Source organism: Acinetobacter pecorum (genome assembly GCF_014837015.1).
GTDB lineage: Bacteria > Pseudomonadota > Gammaproteobacteria > Pseudomonadales > Moraxellaceae > Acinetobacter > Acinetobacter pecorum.
The window spans coordinates 144,781-165,491 of record NZ_JACSPT010000006.1 but is presented as its reverse complement, the minus strand read 5'-3'; the positions used below and the strand labels follow the sequence as shown (position 1 = coordinate 165,491).

The window sequence follows — 20,711 nt, the reverse complement described above, 5'->3', positions numbered from 1 at the left end:
CATCAATGGCTAAACATATTGTTTAATTAATATAAAATCAATTTGATGCGCGGTCTACTGCTGTCGTGAACAAAACGTCAGTCGATGAATTTAGCGCGGTTTCAGTAGAATCCTGTAATACACTGATTACCATACCAATTGCAACAACTTGCATGGCAATGTCTGAAGAAATACCAAACAGGCCACATGCGACCGGAATCAATAGCAATGAACCACCGGCAACACCAGAAGCCCCGCATGCCGAGATTGCAGCCACCACCGAAAGAATCAGCATGGTGGTAAAATCGACATTAATTCCCAAAGTATTCACGGCAGCCAATGACAATACGGTAATAGTGACAGAAGCACCAGCCATGTTGATTGCAGCACCGAGAGGTATTGCAATACTTGCAGTCGATTCTTTGACACCTAAACGTTTTGCCAGATCCAGGTTTACTGGAATATTGGCTGCCGAACTACGGGTAAAGAAAGCAGTAATACCACTTTCTCGCAAACAAGTGAACACCAGTGGATATGGGTTATTACGCGTGATTAAGGCAACCAGAAGCGGATTAATGACCAGAGCCACAAAGACCATGGTTCCGAGCAACACGGCAAGTAAATGCACGTAACTGGTCAGCGTTTCGAGGCCAGACTCAGCAAAAGTCACTGCAACCAGACCAAAAATACCTACAGGCGCAAAACTGATAACAAGACGAATTACATAATTCACCGCAAAGGCTGCATCATTCAAAAGTGTCTTGGTTGTATCTGATGCATGACGGAAAGCAATACCTAAGGCTACTGACCAAGCCAGGATACCAATAAAGTTAGCTTCAGCAATGGCAACCACCGGATTAGCGACAAAACTGAGCAGCAAATTTTTCAGAATTTCTACCAGACTGCCAGGTGGCTGCAAGTCAGTTTGTGTAGCGATATCCAGGAACAGTGTACTTGGGAATAAAATACTCGCAACCACAGCGCTGAGTGCAGCAAGGAACATACCAACCGCATACATTATCATAATCGGCCTGATAGCAGAGTTAGACTGACCCACCTTAAAATTCGCGATAGAAGCTAACACTAAAATGAAAACCAGAATCGGTGCAACAGATTTCAAGGCTTTAATAAACAGGTCGCCCAGTAGGCTTAATGAGGGAGCAACTTCGGGAAATACCACAGCCACAGCCACGCCTAAAATAATGGCGATGATGATTCGAGAGACTAAGCTCATGCGCGTAAGGGCAGAAAACATAAGGTTGCCTTGTGAAAATTACGAGGGCGAAATGGGGAAAAAAGTCGTGCTATTTTATACTTAAATTAAACAGGGCTTCGACTATATTTTCATATTAAAGTCAAACTATTGATATTATTAATATATTCTAAAGTTAACTGGTTTTAGATATTGTTTTTTTTGAAGAAAAAATCTGCACATGATGGATAAATCATCTCGGAGAAAATTTTATAGATGAAATAAATATCAATTTCAGACCAAGAAATTCAAATTATATTTGAAAATTCATAAAAGACATGAACTCATATCCGCTTTATATAGCCGGGCATGAGTATAAGTCTAAATGGTCCTAAATTGTATAATCTTTATGCTGTTCAAAGATCTCTGGCGCCAGATCTCGGATCGCCTGAAAATGTGTCAGATAAATCCGGCCACTCAGATGCTTCATCAATCTGGACGCCTGCAGTTTATCCATCACCGGGCCTTTGACTTCTGCGAAATGCAGGTGAATATCCAGTTTGGCCAATTCAGCATTTAAATCTTCCAGCATTTCCAGAGCACTCAGATCAATGGCACTGATACTGGAACAGTTTAAAATCACGTGTTGTAGCTTGTCATTCAGGCTGATCTCATTGATCAGATATCCTTTGAAGTTATTGGCATTCAGAAACGATAGATTTTCATCAATCCGCAGTGACAGCACCCGATCTGAGGTGATGACCTGATGGCGCTGAATATTGCGAAAATGCTGGGTTCCTTCAACTAGACCCACGACTGCAATATGCGGCCGGCTGATGCGCCATAACATCAGCACAAAAGTTGATACAATTCCAATCAGCAAACCAGTAGAAATGTCAATCAGCACCACGCCCAGAAAAGTAATCCACATGGCAAGACCATCTGCTTTGGAATAACGCCAGGCATCAACGAATGGCTGAAAGTTAACCAGTTTCCAGATCGAGACAATAATTGTGGCGGCCAGAATCGTCAGGGGCAGATCTTCAAAAAATCCGGTAAAGAACAGGCTGACAAAAATAATCAGAATTGAAGATAAAACACCAGCCATAGGGGATTTGGCACCGGCATCAGCATTCACCACAGTCCGTGACAGGCTGCCCGTTACCGGAAAGGCTGAGCTTACGCCTGCACTGATATTGGCCAGGCCAAGCGCGATCAGTTCCTGATTACTATCTAGATGGCTGCGCTGCTGCAATGCTGTGGCTTGCGCAATCGAAAGCGATTCTACAAAGCTGATCATGGCGATCATGCTGGCACCAGGCAACAAGGTCATGACCAGTTCCCAGTTCCAGTGTGGAAAGGATAAAGGTGGAAAACCGGATGGAATTGCACCGACAGTTTTAATGCCATAAATCTTTAAATCCAGAAATACAATTGCAGCAATGCCGAGACACACCAGAATCAGGGGTACCGCCCGGACCAGAAAATCTGTAGGACCAATCCGGCTTTGTACAGCCTGAGATTTTAATAACTTGGGCAGATAGATCAGCAGACTGATAGACAGCAGGCCGAAAATCAGGCTAGGAAGGTGCAATAGCGGGAAGTATTGCAACAAGCTACTGACAAACTCCGGAATATTATTGGCTTTTAAGGGGAGGTCAACCAAAAACTTTAACTGGCCAAAAGCAATGAGCAATGCTGATGCAATGATGAAACTTTGAATCACGGGATGACTGATTAGCTGGATCAGAAAACCAAAACGGAATACGCCTAAAAGCAGGGAGATAATGCCAACCATCAGTGCCAATAACATTGCAGCTTCAATATAGACCGGGGAACCCACTTCAAACAAGGGATTAAGCGTGGCGAAGGTCATCATGGAAATGATGGCCACGGGGCCGATTGACAAAGTCGAACTACCACCGAGCAAAGCATAAATGATCATTGGCAGGATGCTGGCATATAAACCCATGATCGGTGGCAAGCCTGCAAGCATGGCATAGGCCATCCCTTGGGGCACCAGCATGGCCACTACAATCAGGGCAGCCAGAACATCGGATTTAAATTTGACTGGCGTATAGTGGCTTAACCAGGCCCAGGCAGGGAGTTTATGCAGAATTTTAGACTTGGAATTTGGCATAAAAAGGTCTAAATCACAAATATAGATATATTATGCACAAATTCTGCTAAGAAGTCTTAGCTGTTCTAAATATGTGATGATTCATATTTAGAATCATCGGAACAAGTCACATTGCATCTAAAAATCTGGAATTCTGATTTTTATAATGTAAAACACCTTTAATGTCTAAAATTTAAATAACCATTAATTTACCTTATTGCTGCAATATAATTGGTAAAGTGTATTTAAGACGACAATCAAATTTTGGTCTTTAATTGAATAATAAATCTGTTTGCCATTACGCCGGGTATGGACTACATCACTTTTACGCAGCATCATCAGCTGCTGGGAGAGCGTAGGCTGTTTGATTTCAGTCATTTGCTCGATTTCTGAAACATTCAGTTCCGCTTGTGACAGATGGCATAAAATGAGAAGACGGTCAGTATTGGCCAGAGATTTTAAAATGCCGACGACCTGTTCTGCTGAATTGCGCATGGTCGTGATTTCAAAATCGGTTTTCATTCAATATATCCATTATAAAGTTACAGCCAGTCAATTATACGGGGCTGGGTCCTTAATACATTGCTAAAAACAGTTAAGTTTTATGGTTTTTAATGAATTGAATTATCAATTAAAATTATATTTTAAATATTGATAGATAAGATAAATTTATTGCAGCATGTGAGAAGCATTTTAGTTCTCATTCGTGCAATGAAGTGCAAGTTTCATCAAACATCTACAAAGCACAAAAATGCTTGTATGATGTTTAAATGACTTGAACCAATAACATCAGGGATATCATCATGAGTACAGATTCAGCTTTTCCAGTACCGAGTAATCTAGGTATAGCGGTTTATAGTAATAATGCAGAGGCGATTGGAAATACACCACTTGTTCGCATTAATCGTGTGATTTCAGGTCCAGCCAATGTACTTGCAAAAATTGAGAGCCGTAATCCTGCATTTTCAGTAAAGTGTCGTGTGGGTGCAGCACTAGTTGCTGATGCAGAAAAGTCAGGCAAACTCAAGCCGGGGATGCATATTGTGGAGCCAACCAGTGGCAACACTGGGATTGCACTGGCTTTCGTTGCTGCAGCCAAAGGCTATGATATTACTTTGACCATGCCATCGAGTATGAGTATTGAGCGCCGTAAAGTGGTTAAAGCGCTAGGTGCTAATCTGGTACTGACAGATCCGGCTAAAGGCATGAAAGGGGCAGTAGAAGAAGCACAACGTTTAGTCAATGAGAACCCTGAACTGTACTACCTGCCACAACAGTTTGAAAACCCGGCCAATCCAAAAATTCACGAAGAAACTACAGGGCCAGAAATCTGGGAAGCTACCGGTGGTAATGTCGATATTCTGGTGGCGGGTGTCGGCACCGGTGGTACTATTACCGGGGTTTCACGTTATTTTGAAAAGGTAAAAAATAAGCCTTTATATTCAGTGGCGGTGGAACCTGCTGAATCTGCGATTATTGGTCAGGCCAAGCGCGGTGAAACCCTAACCCCTGGACCGCACAAAATTCAGGGTATCGGCGCCAACTTCATTCCAGGTAATCTGGATCTGGATCTGGTCGATGAAGTGATTGCTATTAATAGCGCAGAAGCAGTTGAATGGGCACGTAAAACTGCCGCTCAAGAAGGTATCCTTGTGGGAATTTCATGTGGTGCAGCGATGGCAGCAGCGGCCCAGGTGGCTGCTCGTCCTGAAAATGCCGGCAAGAATATTGTGGTGATTTTGCCAGACGGCGGTGAACGCTACCTGTCTTCAATCCTGTTTGAAGATATTTCGGCTGACTAGAGTCCGGTACATTTTAGATCAAAAGTATCGCCATAAAAGCCCGACGTTATGTTCGGGCTTTTTATTGAGCTACATGCCTTCATATAAGGAAAAATAAAGAATTTATCCCAAAACCTTGACCTTCCCATAATGGTAATGTTTAAGCTATGGGATAGGTAGTGAATGGGCGAATGGAGAACACGGAATGAATATATCAGCGACTCCCCGGTTGCATGAACAACAGGTGCAGATTAGCGGTATGACCTGTGCCTCCTGTGTAGCTCGGGTGGAAAAAGCCTTAAAAAAAATTGAAGGCGTGGTCGAGGCATCTGTCAACCTGTCGACTGAAAAAGCTTTTATTAAAAGCCAGCAGCCGATTGCTGCCGCTGCGCTGGTTCAAGCAATTGAAAAATCCGGTTTCGATGTGCCGACGCAACAGTTTGATTTGAATATTGAAGGCATGACCTGTGCATCCTGTGTGGCTCGCGTAGAAAAAGCACTCAAAAAAGTAGAGGGTGTGCTGGATGCACAGGTCAATCTGGCCACTGAAAAGGCGCATGTGAGTGCGATCAATTCTGTGCCATTATTTAAACTAACTCAGGCGGTACAAAAAGCCGGTTTTGATATTCAGACTGACCGGATTGAACTGGCAATTGAAGGTATGACTTGTGCTTCATGTGTGGCACGAGTCGAAAAAGCCTTATTGAAAGTAGAAGGCGTCAGCGAGGCGCAGGTCAATCTAGCCACCGAAACTGCCTGGGTGAAAGCCTCACAATCCCAGATTCCGGCATTGATTGCTGCTGTGGAGAAAGCTGGTTATCAAGCCACACTAAAATCCGGTACCGATCTCTCAGCAGAGAATCATGTGGCTTTTCAGGAAAAGAAAGCCAATGAAACTGCACAGCTGAAACGCGATTTATGGTTGGCACTTGTTCTGGCAATTCCCGTATTTATTCTGGAAATGGGTTCACATCTGATCCCAGCTTTTCATCACTGGATTACCCATACACTGGGAACACAAAACAGCTGGTACATCCAGTTTGTATTGACCACCCTGGTACTGCTGATTCCAGGACGACGTTTTTATCAGCATGGGATTCCGGCATTATTACGTCTGGCACCAGATATGAATTCTCTGGTCGCAGTCGGAACCATTGCAGCTTACGGATTTTCCTGTATTGCGACTTTTTTCCCGCAACTGTTACCGCAGTCCACCGTGCATGTGTATTTCGAAGCGGCTGCCGTCATTGTTACGCTGATCTTACTGGGGCGTTATCTGGAGGCCAAAGCCAAAGGAAAAACTTCGGAAGCGATTCAGTATCTGGTCGGTTTGCAGCCGAAGACAGCCCGAGTACGACAAAATAATCACTGGGTTGATCTGGCAATTGCTGATGTGCAGCAAGGTATGCTGATTGAAATCCGTCCGGGTGAAAAAGTTGCTGTCGATGGTGAGGTTGTTAGCGGGCAAAGTTATATCGATGAAGCCATGATTAGTGGTGAACCTTTACCTGTGGCCAAACAGGTTGGCGATCAGGTCGTGGGGGGTACGGTAAACCAGAACGGAACCCTGCAAATCAAGGCCACTGCGGTCGGACAGGATTCGGTGCTGGCACAGATTATTCAAATGGTAGAACAGGCGCAAGGCTCAAAATTGCCGATTCAGGCCGTGGTCGATAAAGTAACCTTATGGTTTGTACCTGCGGTCATGGCGCTAGCGGCCTTGACCTTTATGGTATGGTTCCTGTTTGGGCCTGAGCCGAATCTGACCTACGCATTGGTAAATGCAGTTGCTGTACTGATTATTGCCTGTCCATGTGCGATGGGACTGGCGACTCCTACCTCGATTATGGTCGGAACTGGACGTGCAGCAGAACTGGGCGTGCTGTTTCGTAAGGGCGAAGCATTGCAGTTATTGCAGCAAACCAAAGTCGTCGCACTGGACAAAACTGGAACCTTAACTGAGGGAAAACCGCTGCTGACCGACTTTGAAGTTACGGCAGATTTTAATCAGCAGGAGGTATTGCAGCTCGTCGCTTCAGTGGAGGCTAAATCTGAACATCCGATTGCTCATGCCATCGTTCAGGCTGCCCGCAAGCAAGAACTTGAACTGAGTGAAGTAACCGATTTTGATTCGATCACTGGTGCAGGGGTCAAAGCACAGGTTGCCGGTCAGCAGCTACATATCGGTGCAGAACGTCTGATGCAGGACTTGGGCTTAAATGTCGATCTGTTTAGAGCCACTGCACAAAAGCTCGGTGATCAAGGCCGCAGTCCTTTATATGTGGCAATTAATCAAAAGCTGGCTGCGATTATTGCCGTCGCTGACCCGATCAAGCCAACTACCCATAGTGCGATTCAGGCCTTGCATGACCAAGGCCTCAAAGTAGCGATGATTACGGGTGATAATCAGCATACCGCACAGGCGATCGCCAAACAGCTGAAAATCGATCAGGTGATTGCCGAAGTCTTGCCGCATGAAAAAGTCGATGCAGTACATCAACTCCAGCAGCAATATGGTGTGCTCACTTTTGTTGGAGATGGAATCAATGATGCACCGGCACTGGCCCAGGCCGATGTTGGTATGGCGATTGGTACCGGCACCGATGTCGCGATTGAGGCGGCCGATGTCGTATTGATGTCAGGCAATTTGCAGCATGTAGCGACAGGCATCGGCTTGAGTCAGGCCACTATGCGCAATATCAAACAGAATCTGTTTTGGGCCTTTGTCTATAATATTGCTTTAATTCCGATTGCCGCAGGTGTGCTGTATCCGTTTTGGGGCATTCTGTTATCGCCAATGTTTGCCGCAGGCGCGATGGCACTATCCTCCGTGTTTGTCGTTAGCAATGCCTTGAGATTAAAAGCCTATCGACCGGTGCAGTTTAAGGAGTCAGCATGATGAATATTGGCCAAGCCGCAAAACGCTCAGGCATCTCTGCAAAAATGATCCGATATTATGAAGAAATTGGCTTGTTGCCCGCTCCGAAACGAAGCGATGCAGGCTATCGGGTTTATACTGATGCGGACATTAAAACCTTAAGTTTTATTCAGCATGCACGTGAACTGGGATTTTCATCGGAGCAGATGAAAGAACTGCTGGGCCTGTGGCTGAACAGCTCACGCCAGAGCAGCGAGGTCAAACAGCTGGCTCAAAAGCATATCCAGTTTTTACAACAGAAAATTGCCGATATGCAGCATATGCTGATGATATTACAGCAATCGGTGGAGCAGTGTGCCGGCAATGAACAGTCCGATTGCCAGATTTTAAAACAGATTGAACAAGGTGTCAGAACTGAGCAGCAATGACATGCGCTGTATTCACATCAATTTTTAAATCGATCCTATGGAGCTAAACATGAAATTCCGTATTGAAAACATGACTTGTGGTGGCTGCGCACGCAGTGTCACTGCCACAATTAAAGATCTGGATGAAAATGCCACAGTAAATATTGACGTGGCCAGCAAGCTGGTCGAGGTTGAATCGAGTGTGAGCGAATCCGAGATTGTTGCAGCTTTAACTGAAGATGGTTTTCCACCTGTGGCAGCCTGATATTGATCAGATAAGATGACATAAAATATTTTTATAAACTCATAGTCTAGAATAAAAAATGCCTGAATAAATCAGGCATTTTTTATTCAGATCATTATACCGACGAAATTTTATCCGGTGTCATGAGTGCCTGATTAATATACAGCTTGATCAGACGTTCGCGTGAACCAATCGCTTTTTGATAATTGCTTGAATTTAATAACAGTGAGGCACCATAGGTCACAGTCCAGATATAAGATAAATAATCCCGAATCGACATGGCGCTTTCTAAAGCAACCAGATAATCATGAGTGATATCTTTAATCCGGAGAATCCGTTCTTCACGAATACGATAAAGCTCCTGAAATAAATCTTTCAGATTCTTTTCATTATTGGTTAAACGCTCTTCGATGACATGCAACAGAATGGTCCGGTTGGAATTAAGCATGTGATAGAGCATATATTGTGAAACATAATTTTTAATATCATTATTATGCTTTTCTGATATTTCAAGAATTCTTTTTTCATTGAGAATAATTAATTCTAAATATAACTGGTTCTTGCTTTTAAAATGCTTGTAGATGGTTCCTTTGGCAATATCCAGTTCACTGGCGAGTTCACTCAAGGTGATGTCCTGATTATTGTCAAGCAGCAAACTCTCTGCCATGTCCAGGATCTTCTCTTTACGAAGAAGGAAGTTCTGCTGTCTTACAGTCATCATCTTCTTGGTCCATACTTTTTGAAAAACAACCTTCCAAGAATATGCAATTTTGCACGTGATTACTATAAAACTAAGGTCGTGATATTTATCTTATTTTGTATATTTATGCAGCAACTGCTGACAAATAAAAATAGACAGGGTGACAAGCTCAAAATATTGTCAAGAAAATTGAACCCTAGAGATCAACTTTGCTAAATAAAATTCCATTTCCCGTATATTTATTTTATTGTTTCAGCGCACCAAGCTAAATCCTTTGATGGTATTAAGCCCGCATTCATCAAGGTTTTGCGCAGAATACAGAGCAATATTAAGCTGACATATTCAGTAGATTATACTGGACAAGAAGATGTGAGTTTCAAAGCAGTTTTATGAGTCACTTTATATATTCACTGTTGAATGAATTTGATATCAAGATTTTGCAATTGTCTGCAGTAAATCTAATCAAAATCAGAAAATACCTGGCAACAGGATTGAGTATCACCATTTTAGGAAGTTGAAAATGCCGATTTATAATGCGCCGCTGAAAGATATGGAATTTATTTTAAATGATGTATTTCAGGCTGAACAATTTTGGCAAGGTAACGAAAATCTTGCACATCTCGATATGGCGACTGCAAATGCGGTTCTGGAAGAAATGGCAAAATTTTCAAAAAATGTCATTCTTGATCTGAATCGTCCTGCAGATGAAGAGGGTGGTGCTCAGTTTAACAATGGTGTGGTAACGACACCCAAAGGTTTTAAAGAAGCGTTCAGACAGTTTGCCGAAGGTGGCTGGGTAGGCTTGGGTGCTCCTGAAGAATGGGGCGGACAAAATATGCCGAAAATGTTGACCGTACTTGCCGATGAAATGATCTGGAGCACCAATCCATCGTTTATGCTTTATCCGCTATTAACGGTGGGTGCAGGTATGGCCATCAATGACCGCGCCTCACAGGAACAGAAAGAAACTTATTTACCAAAATTCTATACGGGTGAATGGTCGGGCACCATGTGTCTGACTGAACCACATTCCGGTACCGATCTTGGCATTATCAAGACCAAAGCTGAATCGAATGAAGATGGTTCATACAATATTACCGGCACCAAAATTTTTATTACCAGCGGCGAGCATGATCTGAGTGAAAATATCATTCATCTGGTGCTGGCAAAAACTCCGAATGCACCAGCAGGTTCACGTGGTATTTCATTATTCATTGTGCCGAAATTCCTGGTCAATGACGATGGTTCACTAGGTGAACGTAATGCAGTATCTGCCGGTTCAATCGAACATAAAATGGGAATTAAAGGCTCGGCGACCTGCGTCATGAACTTTGACGGCGCCAAGGGCTATATGGTTGGCAATGAAAATGAAGGTCTGGCCGGCATGTTCGTGATGATGAACTACGAACGTTTATCTATGGGAATTCAGGGCGTTGGTGCAGCAGAATTTGCCTACCAGAATGCAGCACAATATGCGACGGACCGTTTACAGGGCCGTGCATCAACTGGTGCAAAATCTCCAGAAAAACCAGCCGATTCAATTCTGGTCCATGGTGATGTACGCCGTATGCTGCTCAATGTACGTGCTAACAATGAAGCTTCACGTGCGTTTGCGGTGTATGTGGGTCAACAACTGGATATTACCAAATACTCAACCGATCCTGAAGCGGTGCGTAAAGCGACTGACCGTGTGGCGCTATTAACGCCAATCGCCAAAGCTTATTTGACCGACAAGGCCTTGGATTCTGCACTGGAAGCACAAATGTGCTTTGGTGGTCATGGCTATATCCGTGAATGGGGCATGGAACAGTGTATTCGTGACCTGCGTATTTCACAGATTTATGAAGGCACCAATGGCGTGCAGGCAATTGACCTGATTGGCCGTAAAACCACTAAATGTAATGGGGCTTATATCGCAGAATATATTGCTGAAATCCGTGAATTTGCGCAAGGTCTGGATGCTTTAGCAATTAAAGCCGCGACCTTAGAAACCTGCCAGCAACTTGAAGATATCACCAAATTTATCGTCGAGCAGTCTAAACTGAACCCTGATTTTGCCAACTCGATTGCTGTCGATTATTTACATGCGGTTGGGCTGCTTAGCTTTGTCTATATGTATGCGCGGATTAGCAAAGCCGCTGCAGCCAAAGACGACAGCTACTTCCAGAATAAACTGGTACTGGCCAATTACTATGTTGCCAAAGTCCTTCCGGATTTAAGTGCACGAATCCAACGTATTCAGGCGGGTGCGGAACTGGTGATGCAGTTGCCTGAAGACTATTTTACCGCACAGGCTTAACCCGCAATGATTGCGAAGGACCAGCCCTACAGCGCTTTGGTTATGTAGGGTTGATAACAATGATGAAAAAGGATGAAACTAAAATGATCGTAATTGTAGATGCAGTACGTACCGCGATGGGCGGTTTTCAAGGTTCACTTTCAAGCTGTACCGCGCCGGATTTGGGTGCTGTGGTGATCAAGGAAGCAGTGGCACGTGCAGGTCTGTCGGTCAATGATATTGATGAAGTGATTATGGGCTGCGTTCTTCCTGCCGGTTTAAAACAGGGTCCGGCACGTCAGGCCATGCGTCAGGCGGGTCTACCGGATTCCACCGGGGCGACCACGATTAATAAAATTTGTGGTTCAGGCATGAAGGCAGTGATGCAGGCAGCAGACGCAATCAAGGCCGGTTCAGCAGAGATTGTGGTTGCAGGTGGTATGGAATCGATGTCAAACGCACCCTATTTAATGGACAAGGCACGGGCCGGATTCCGTATGGGGCATGGAAAAGTCATTGACCATATGTTCCAGGAAGGTCTGGAAGATGCGGAAACAGGTCTGTCGATGGGAATTCTTGCTCAGGAAATGGCGGATAAAAAAGGCTATACCCGTGAGCAGCAGGATGACTATGCAATTGGTTCCTTAAATAAAGCCGTGACCGCCGTTCAGCAAGGCTTCTTTAAAGATGAAATCGTGCCAGTCACTGTCAGCAGCCGTAAGGGTGATGTGGTAGTAGAGCAGGATGAGCAACCTTTAAATGCCAAGGCTGACAAAATTCCAACCTTACGTCCAGCTTTCAAAAAGGATGGAACGATTACTGCGGCAAATGCCAGCTCCATTTCTGATGGTGCCTCGGCACTGGTTGTGACTTCTAGTGAAATTGCCGCGCAGCGTAACTTAAAGCCGCTGGCTAATATTGTGGCCTATGCCAGCCATTCGCAGCATCCATCAGAATTCACCATTGCGCCAGTTGGTGCGATTGAAAAAGTCCTGAAAAAAACGGGTTGGGATGCTCAGGAGGTTGACCTTTGGGAAATCAATGAAGCTTTTGCCATGGTGACCATGTTAGCAATAGATGCTTTTAAACTTGATCCAGCAAAAGTGAACGTCAATGGCGGTGCCTGTGCGCTTGGTCATCCCCTAGGTTCTTCCGGTTCCCGAATTATTGTGAGCTTGATTCATGCCTTAAAGCGTACTGGTGGCAAGAAAGGCATTGCAGCACTGTGTATTGGCGGTGGGGAAGCAACAGCGATTGCTGTAGAACTGATTTAAGTCTTTTCATAATTGCATGATCATATGCTCAAAGTAGCAAACTTAAATATTTTTTGAATTAGACCACAATGCTTCTGGTACGCCAGGAGCAGGTGTCTCTTTATTTTTAATTTTTGAGAATTTTTATGAACGGTTTAGAGCGTATTCGTTTGCTCGCATTACAAGATAAAGTAGTACCTGTAGAAAAAGCACTACAATTGATTCAAGACGGTGATGTAATTGGTTTGAGCGGGTTTGGCGGCGCCGGCGAGGTGAAAACTGTGCCTTTGGCATTGGCTGAATATGCCCGGCAGCATCCGATCCGTATTACCTTGGCGACAGGTGCAAGTCTGGGGAACCGGATTGATGGGAAACTGAATGAAGCCAACGTTATAACCCGCCGTTATCCTTATCAGGCTGATCCTTCTTTACGTCAGGCCATAAATAATGGTGAAGTGATGTATATCGATCAGCATCTTTCTGAACTGGCAGACAATATCCGTCATAAAAACCTTCCAGCAGTAAATATCGCCGTAGTTGCTGCAACTGCAATTACCGAAGATGGCCAGATTATTCCGACCGGTTCTTGTGGAAACTCGGCGAATTTCATCGAAATGGCAGATCGGGTCATTATTGAAATCGACACGACAATTAATCCGGTCCTAGAAGGCGTACATGATATTTATTTGCCTAAAGCCCGTCCAAACCGTGGTCCGATTCCTTTGACGCAAGCCAGTGACAAGATAGGCACAATCGGAATCCATGTTGCACCTGAAAAAATTGCTGCGATTGTCATTAATGAGATTCCGGATACTTCTTTCGCAATGGATGAGCCGGATGAAGAAACACTGGCGATTGCCAGCCACTTAATTCAATTCTTTGAAAATGAAGTCGCCGCAGGGCGGTTACCTGAAAATTTGGGGCCGCTGCAGTCCGGAGTAGGTTCCGTGGCAAATGCCGTATTTGCAGGTTTTGAACATTCTAATTTCAACCATCTGGAAATGTATTCTGAAGTCCTGCAAGACTGTACTTTCCAGCTTATCGATTCAGGAAAAATGACCTTTGCTTCTGGTTGTTCCATGACCCTGAGCGATGAGTGTGCGGCACGGGTGATGAAGAATTTTGATCAGTACAAAGATAAAATTGTGTTACGTCCACAGGAATTATCCAATAATCCTGAGCTGATTCGCCGTCTGGGTATAATTGCAATCAATACCGCACTGGAGTTTGATATTTACGGGAATGTGAATTCAACCCATGTCGCTGGCACCAAGATGATGAATGGTATTGGCGGCTCAGGTGATTTTACCCGTCATGCACATATTGCGATCTTTGTGACTAAATCCTATGCCAAAGGTGGTGCGATTTCGTCTGTGGTTCCACTGGTGAGCCATACAGATCATACTGACCATGACGTGGATATTCTGGTAACAGAGCAAGGTTTGGCCGATCTTCGCGGATTGGCACCACGTGAACGTGCCCGCAAGATTATCGATATTTGTGCTCATCCCGATTATCGCAAAAGTCTGAATGATTACTTTGAGCGCGCCTGTGCACATGGTGGTCAAACACCGCATTTGTTAAATGAAGCTTTGTCCTGGCATGCCCAGTTTGAAGAAACCGGTTCAATGAAAACGGCTTAATTGGTTTAATTATAGTAATTTCAAAACAAAGCCCGTCATTTACTACGGGCTTTGTAATATGAGTGATATGGAACGAGAAATTTAGGTTTACAGGTAATTGGTCAGGCTATTTGAAAACTTTTTCCAGCACATGCCGGTGAATAAATCGTAGCTTGTCTTTAACTGTTTCGTTCAACTTGAACGGGTAGGCATCTTCCAGGCCCATACAACGGTTTAAGGCATTCAGATTAAAAGTCAGGGTAATCCAGTTTTTAAGGATATGTTCAAAGTCCTGCCCACCAATCGGGCATTCTTTAAAATTCATGCTGGCCAGATAACTGCCATTGCCCTCAACACGAAGACCACCATAATAGGCAGTTTCCAGGGTTTCCATCATATGCAGATAATGCGCCCAGGTTTCTGCCCAGTCTTCCCAGGGATGGGCTGTAGCATAAGCACTGATGTACTTTTCCTGCCAGTTGATCGGCGCACCTTTGTTATAATGGCGTTCAAGTGCTTTGCCATAATTTTGCCGTTCATCCCCGAAATAATGGCGGAATTCATCGAGCAGCTCTGGGTGCATATGCTGCATGATGGCAAAATAATAATGTCCGCTTTCATGTCGAAAATGACCTAATAGCGTCCGGTAATTTTCACCCATATTTACGCGTGTGGTTTCCCGATAAACCACATCAGCCTCAATTGCATTTAAGGTAATGATCCCGTTGGCATGACCAATTAAAACAGGTTGGTCTTCCTGAGGAAGCAGAAAATCAAATCGCAGACCAAATGGATCATCCTCTGACTTTTTAGGCCGTGGCATCATGTTCATGCGCTGAGCCAAATACAGGAAACGGCGTTTGGCTTCTTCCAGCCGAAACCAGTAAATCAGGTTCTCGGAATTTTCCAGATCAGGAATGACATGGGTGAGCTGACAGGATTCACAAAATTCCTCGTCCTCATCACTGGGAATCATCCAGTTACATACTTGATATTGAACGTAATTATGACAGGGTTTATAGCTGGCATGCTGGTAGTTCTTGGCAATTGGTACCCATCGTTCAGCACTCTGTTTTTCGAAGGCACACAGATCTTTTTCCGAAGCAACATAACCGATCGGTGACAGACAATGATCACAAACTGATTTGTAAAAAAACAGCTGTTGCTTGCAGACAGCACATTCAAAATGTTTCATTAAACTCCCTGCAGGGAAGCGAACGACCTCAAATGTTTATCTTTGATGAACACCAAGAAAGGTTCAGAATGCCTACCTAAAGTTCTTCCTGATAAAGAAATATCATAAAAATTTCATCGAAAATTCTATATGGATGAATTGTAAAGACAGGCTGCCTGATATTAAATGAAGCTTGGTTTTAATCAGAAAAGTATAGTTAAACAAGCTTTTAAATAAATGGATTTTTAAATAGAGTGAGTTGCCGTCTTGAAAATACGGACAAGGCGCAGAGAAGGATATTACCGAATATTCAGACCAGTTTTTAAATTTGGGGAAGTCCATTCAAGAACAGCTAAAGCAGCTAACTTTTAAGAATAAAATTTTTTAATGTGGACAAGCTAATAAAGAGGGATTTAAAAAACATGAAAATCAGAAAAGCCAATATTCAGGATACTTGTGCCATTGTCGATGTGATTGCACCCTTTGTCGATGCCGTGATCAGTTCAGAAGAGGGGCGCCAGCGCTTTCAGCCTGAGATGATCCAGGCCATTTTCGAGCGTCCGGACATTCATTATTTTGTGGCAGAAATCGATCATCAGGTGATAGGTGTCGTGGCTTATATGGAACCTGCACACTTCATGCATTTTTTCCTGAACCAAGCCTATCAGGGGCAGGGTTATGGCCGGCAAATGTGGCGCTTTTTAGAAGGCGAGATCCGCCGTCAAGGCCATTCAAGTATTACGGTAAAATCCAGTCTTTATGCCTTGGATATTTACAAGCGCTTTGGTTTTGTGGAAACGGGGAAATACACGGAACAACATGGAATCCGTTTTATCCCGATGCAAAAGGAATATCCGGATTGTTAAAAGCGGAATGAAAGGCCATCAGGCACAATTTTATATTCCAAAATTTTTCCAAAAAAATGGCCATTTTCTGACTGTTTTATAGGTGGTTTCACCTATAGTAATGTGCCATTTACCTAAATTTTCTCCAGACAAACACCTAGACTACTGCGCAGTTTCAGCTAGCCATCTTCAGGTTTTACCTATCTAAACACAGATTCGTCCCTATATTTCCCTGCCATGTTTCAAGTCTAGATTAAGTCATGCGCTTGAGGCTTCGAAAGCCCTGCAACTAAAGACTTTGAAGACTAGGGGAAAGCTGTAAATGCTAAGCAAATATCTGAAATCAGTGGTACTCACCACAAGCCTGATCAGCTGTGCACCGTTCGCATTTGCAGCTGAAAATGGTGGAAGTGCCTATCCGGATGGCACAGAAAGTTTCTTCGGTGGTGCAATGCCACCTCCAGGTACTTACCTGGTGAGCTACAACCAGTTTTATTCAGCAGAAAAATTCAAAAATGATCATCCGGTATTTGATGATTTCAAGCTGGATACCTTTGCCACAGTCGCGCGTGGTGTGTATGTCAGTGACAAGACCTTTCTAGGTGCAACGTGGGGTATGCACGCATTTCTGGTCTATGCCAATGCGGACATCACTTTGGGCGGTGGACAGGATGAAAAAACTGCATTGGGTGATGTGATTATCGATCCATTTCTGCTGGGCTGGCATAAAGGCAACTGGCATGTCGCAACGGGTGTCGATTTCTATATCCCAGTCGGTTCTTACAATAAAAACCGCCTCGCCAATATCGGTCGTAATTACTACACCATTCAACCAATTGTTTCTGCAACTTATCTAAACCAGCAAGGCATCGAAGTCAGTACCAAGTGGATGTATGACATCAACTTTGAAAACAAAGATACCAATTATGAGTCGGGTAATGCCTTGCATGTGGATTACATCGTTGCCAAGCACATGGGACCTTTAGCGGTCGGTCTAGGGGGTTATGTACATCGCCAGCTTGAAGGCGACTCCGGTGAAGGGGCGGTGCTAGGCGATTTCAAGGCAAAAGCAGCCAGTATTGGTCCACAGTTGCGTTACCAGTTCCCGAAAGGCGTCGCAGTTGCCGCCAAATACCAGAAAGAATTTGATGTAGAAAACCGACCTGAAGGTCAGAAATTCGCACTTGATATCACAGTTCCATTTTAAACAGACAGTTATTTAAAACTATAGGGGTAATACGATGAAGATTGAAAACCAAGACTATGCAGCAGGCAGTACCAACGCAGTGGACTATTTGCTGGTCAATGAATTTTCGGGCGGTATTGTCGGTCCTAGCCAGCGCATGCTCGGTCCACTGAAAAATGGCGGAACCTTAAAAACGGGTACACCTCCGGGCTGTTGGGGTCCAATGATTACCCCTGCATTCCAAGGTGGTCATGAAGTGACATTGCCTGTGTTTATTGAAGGTGCAGAAGTCGGTGATGCGGTTGCACTTAAAATCAAGAAAATGAAAGTGACTTCGATTGCGACATCTTCAGGGGTGATGAGCTTCGTTGAAGGACGTTACCACGGCGACCCGTTTGTGGCGAAATACTGTAGCGCATGTGGTACAGAACAGCCGGCAAGCTATGTTGAAGGCATTGGTGAAGATGCCATCCGTTGCAAAAACTGTGATGCAGAAGTCAGTGCTTTTGAGTTTTCACATGGCTATGTGATCGTGCTTGATGAAGAAAACAAAGTGAGTTTGACGGTCAATCAGGAGATTGCCAACAAACTTGCCGGCAATGTCAATGAACTGTCTGCACTGCCTGAACATGCAGCACAACACTCAATCCTGTCGCTTGCTCGTGCTGATATGCCGGGAGTCGCAGCGCATATGCGTCCATTCCTGGGCAACATCGGTACAACACCATCACGTGATCTACCTGACTCACATAACTGTCATGACTTTGGTCAGTACCTGATTAATGCACCGCACAAATTTGGCATGACAGAAGATGAGCTTGTTGCAGCAAAAACCGATGGCCATATGGATACCAACTCAATCCGTCCGGGTTGTATCTTGATCTGTCCGGTTAAAGTGCCAGGAGCCGGTGTGTACATGGGCGACATGCATGCACAGCAAGGCAATGGCGAAATTGCCGGTCATGCCACGGACGTGTCTGGTGAAACCGAACTGCAAGTCGAAGTGATTAAAGGTCTGACCATTGATGGTCCAATCCTGTTACAGGCACCAGATGATCTTCCACCGATGGCCCGTCCATTTACTAAAGAAGAAAAAGAGAAAGTGAAAGCACTCGGCGAACGCTGGGGCCAGACCGAAATTGAAGAAAGCGGTCCAATTACCTTTATGGGTACTGGTAAAAATCTGAATGATGCGACTGAAAATGCACTGAATCGCGCGGCTAAAACTACGGGTTTGAGCTATGACGAAGTCATGAACCGCTGCACCATTACCGGTTCGATTGAAATCAGCCGTTTGCCGGGTATGGTACGTGCCACGTTCCTGTGTCCAATGCCAATTCTGGAAAAACTCGGCATCGCAGATCTGGTGCGCGAACACTATCAACTTTAATCAAAACTGGATTTAACAACAAGCTGCAGTGGTGCCACACCACTGCCTATTGAAAGTAAAGAACTTAGAAACTTGAACAGGAATGTCATATGAACAGTAATTCTAAACTCCGTTGGGGCGAACTTTATCCTGAACTCGGTATTGAACCTATTCCAACCGAGCCATGTATTTCACCGGAAATCTATCAGGAAGAAATCGACAAGGTATTTTCTAAAGTCTGGCTAAAAGTCGGTCGTGTTGAAGAAATTCCAAAGAAAGGCGATTACAAGGTCAAACGTCTGGATTTTGCTAAAACTTCCGTGATTCTTATGCATGGCAAAGACGGCGAGATCCGCGGCTTTCACAACATCTGTTCGCATCGGGGCAACAAGGTTGTAGTAGAAACCGACAACGAAACTTTCGGGTCAAATAAAGCTGCAGTTGTGACCTGCCGTTTCCATGGCTGGGTTTACGATGCCAAAGGCGACTTAGTTAGTGTACCTGAAGAGGAAAAATTCACTTCCTGCTTTGACAAAGGTCATAACGGTCTGGCACCCGTACGTACCGAAGTCTGGGAAGGCTTTATTTTCGTGAACCTGGATAATGAAGGCACTCAAGGTGTAGAAGAATTCCTGGGCGGCATGGGTACACATTTAGGCGGTTATCCGTTTCATGAAATGGAAGAATGCTTTGCCTATAACACGGTACTGAACTGTAACTGGAAAGTCGCACATGATGCCTTTGCTGAGGCCTATCACGTAGCCACCATTCATGCCGGTTCATTCCCGAATGTGTTTGCCTCTGGCCTGCAAGAAGTACAACTGTTTGGCGATCACCGTACCTGTGCGGTCTGCCTCACTAAAAATGCCAATCCAAAACCGGCTGCGGCACTTTCCGGAGAAATTACCGGAGCATCACTGGTCAATCACTACGAACGTACGCAGTTACCGAAGTCAGTGAATCCAAATGACCGTGATGATTTTTCATTCGAGCTTTCTGTCATTTTCCCGAACATTCTGGTGCATGTGACAGAAGGCGTATGGTTTACCCACCAGTTCTGGCCAGTCGGTCACAACAAAACCCGTTGGGAAGGCCGTTACTACCTGCCTAAAGCGAAAACTTATTCAGAGCGCTGGGCACAGGAATTTGCTCAGGTACTGCAGCGTAATGCCTGGTTAGAAGATACTGCAACCATGGAAGACACCCAGGAAGCACTGGAATCTAAAGCCAAGAAAGTCATGCATTTACAGGATGAAGAAATCCTGATTCGTCATGGCTACCACGTTCTTGAACAATACCTGAATCGCGCATAAGGAGAATGCACATGTCAAATATCATTTCACAATTGCCGGCTGACTTTGCTGCTCTGGAACCTTTTGTCGCGAAGTGGGCACTTGGAACCTCTAAACAGCGTCATCTGGCCCGTCTGAACTCCACCAAAGAAGAGCTGCAGGCATTTTATGATGCGATTCTGCCGGAAATGCGTCACCTGCTGGCGGCATTAGACCAATATCCATTGGGCTCATTGTCGGAAGAGCTACACAAGCTGTACTGGCTCAGCCTGAGCTTTGCTGAAATTGCACCGCATATCGAACTGTATAAAGGTTCTGTCGGTGTGCCATATGCCTTTGAAGAAACCCGCTTTGTCTATGAAACTGGTGACGTGGTCAACGTTTAAAGGAAT

The 20,711-nt window shown here is 44.6% G+C and carries 17 protein-coding genes; 12 read left to right on the top strand and 5 right to left on the bottom strand.

Going from position 1 to position 20,711, the window contains the following annotated elements; genetic code table 11:
- Window positions 1-37: 37 nt before the first annotated feature.
- The 3 genes from sstT to H9629_RS06660 all read right to left on the bottom strand — a co-directional run bounded on the left by sstT (window position 38) and on the right by H9629_RS06660 (window position 3,812).
- Window positions 38-1,234, bottom strand: a complete 1,197-nt coding sequence (sstT, locus tag H9629_RS06670; RefSeq protein WP_064096686.1) for a serine/threonine transporter SstT — start codon at window positions 1,232-1,234, stop codon at window positions 38-40.
- Window positions 1,235-1,562: 328 nt separating this feature from the next.
- The gene (locus H9629_RS06665) at window positions 1,563-3,311 is read right to left on the bottom strand and encodes a SulP family inorganic anion transporter (RefSeq protein WP_064096687.1); all 1,749 of its coding nucleotides are present in this window, start codon (window positions 3,309-3,311) and stop codon (window positions 1,563-1,565) included.
- A gap of 183 nt (window positions 3,312-3,494) precedes the next feature.
- A complete protein-coding gene (locus H9629_RS06660; RefSeq protein WP_064096688.1) occupies window positions 3,495-3,812 on the bottom strand; it encodes an ArsR/SmtB family transcription factor in 318 nt (105 codons plus the stop codon).
- A gap of 281 nt (window positions 3,813-4,093) precedes the next feature.
- On the opposite strand from H9629_RS06660, the gene cysK reads away from it, so the two are divergent.
- The 4 genes from cysK to H9629_RS06640 all read left to right on the top strand — a co-directional run bounded on the left by cysK (window position 4,094) and on the right by H9629_RS06640 (window position 8,621).
- Window positions 4,094-5,092, top strand: a complete 999-nt coding sequence (gene cysK / locus H9629_RS06655) for a cysteine synthase A (protein ID WP_191730767.1) — start codon at window positions 4,094-4,096, stop codon at window positions 5,090-5,092.
- Between the two features lie 184 nt (window positions 5,093-5,276).
- Window positions 5,277-7,970 carry a heavy metal translocating P-type ATPase gene (locus H9629_RS06650; protein WP_191730766.1) on the top strand — a complete coding sequence of 898 codons (2,694 nt, stop codon included), beginning with the start codon at window positions 5,277-5,279 and terminating at the stop codon, window positions 7,968-7,970.
- A complete protein-coding gene (cueR, locus tag H9629_RS06645) occupies window positions 7,967-8,377 on the top strand; it encodes a Cu(I)-responsive transcriptional regulator (RefSeq protein WP_191730765.1) in 411 nt (136 codons plus the stop codon). Before H9629_RS06650 ends, cueR begins: the two co-directional genes overlap by 4 nt.
- A gap of 49 nt (window positions 8,378-8,426) precedes the next feature.
- The gene (locus H9629_RS06640; protein ID WP_144724668.1) at window positions 8,427-8,621 is read left to right on the top strand and encodes a heavy-metal-associated domain-containing protein; all 195 of its coding nucleotides are present in this window, start codon (window positions 8,427-8,429) and stop codon (window positions 8,619-8,621) included.
- Between the two features lie 94 nt (window positions 8,622-8,715).
- Here the strand turns inward: H9629_RS06640 and H9629_RS06635 are convergent, their stop codons facing one another.
- Entirely contained in the window at window positions 8,716-9,321 is a 606-nt protein-coding gene (locus H9629_RS06635; protein WP_191730764.1) for a TetR/AcrR family transcriptional regulator, read from the bottom strand.
- Window positions 9,322-9,820: 499 nt separating this feature from the next.
- On the opposite strand from H9629_RS06635, the gene H9629_RS06630 reads away from it, so the two are divergent.
- The 3 genes from H9629_RS06630 (at window position 9,821) to H9629_RS06620 (ending at window position 14,474) form a co-directional block, all read left to right on the top strand.
- Window positions 9,821-11,599 carry an acyl-CoA dehydrogenase C-terminal domain-containing protein gene (locus H9629_RS06630; RefSeq protein WP_191730763.1) on the top strand — a complete coding sequence of 593 codons (1,779 nt, stop codon included), beginning with the start codon at window positions 9,821-9,823 and terminating at the stop codon, window positions 11,597-11,599.
- Window positions 11,600-11,682: 83 nt separating this feature from the next.
- A complete protein-coding gene (locus H9629_RS06625) occupies window positions 11,683-12,852 on the top strand; it encodes a thiolase family protein (RefSeq protein WP_191730762.1) in 1,170 nt (389 codons plus the stop codon).
- Window positions 12,853-12,977: 125 nt separating this feature from the next.
- Window positions 12,978-14,474 (top strand): succinate CoA transferase, encoded by a 1,497-nt coding sequence (locus H9629_RS06620; protein ID WP_064096695.1) that lies wholly within the window; start codon window positions 12,978-12,980, stop codon window positions 14,472-14,474.
- A gap of 106 nt (window positions 14,475-14,580) precedes the next feature.
- On the opposite strand, the gene H9629_RS06615 is transcribed toward H9629_RS06620, so the two are convergent.
- Window positions 14,581-15,648, bottom strand: coding sequence for a zinc-binding metallopeptidase family protein (locus H9629_RS06615; protein ID WP_064096696.1), 1,068 nt, complete (start codon window positions 15,646-15,648; stop codon window positions 14,581-14,583).
- A gap of 401 nt (window positions 15,649-16,049) precedes the next feature.
- Here H9629_RS06615 and H9629_RS06610 point away from each other — a divergent pair, with 401 nt between their 5' ends.
- The 5 genes from H9629_RS06610 (at window position 16,050) to H9629_RS06590 (ending at window position 20,705) form a co-directional block, all read left to right on the top strand.
- Window positions 16,050-16,493 carry a GNAT family N-acetyltransferase gene (locus H9629_RS06610; RefSeq protein ID WP_191730761.1) on the top strand — a complete coding sequence of 148 codons (444 nt, stop codon included), beginning with the start codon at window positions 16,050-16,052 and terminating at the stop codon, window positions 16,491-16,493.
- Window positions 16,494-16,794: 301 nt separating this feature from the next.
- The gene (locus tag H9629_RS06605; RefSeq protein WP_191730760.1) at window positions 16,795-17,679 is read left to right on the top strand and encodes a SphA family protein; all 885 of its coding nucleotides are present in this window, start codon (window positions 16,795-16,797) and stop codon (window positions 17,677-17,679) included.
- Between the two features lie 34 nt (window positions 17,680-17,713).
- Window positions 17,714-19,048, top strand: coding sequence for an acetamidase/formamidase family protein (locus H9629_RS06600; protein WP_191730759.1), 1,335 nt, complete (start codon window positions 17,714-17,716; stop codon window positions 19,046-19,048).
- Window positions 19,049-19,137: 89 nt separating this feature from the next.
- Window positions 19,138-20,340, top strand: coding sequence for an aromatic ring-hydroxylating oxygenase subunit alpha (locus H9629_RS06595; protein ID WP_064096700.1), 1,203 nt, complete (start codon window positions 19,138-19,140; stop codon window positions 20,338-20,340).
- 11 nt (window positions 20,341-20,351) lie between these two features.
- Window positions 20,352-20,705, top strand: coding sequence for a hypothetical protein (locus tag H9629_RS06590; RefSeq protein WP_064096701.1), 354 nt, complete (start codon window positions 20,352-20,354; stop codon window positions 20,703-20,705).
- Window positions 20,706-20,711 lie beyond the last annotated feature (6 nt).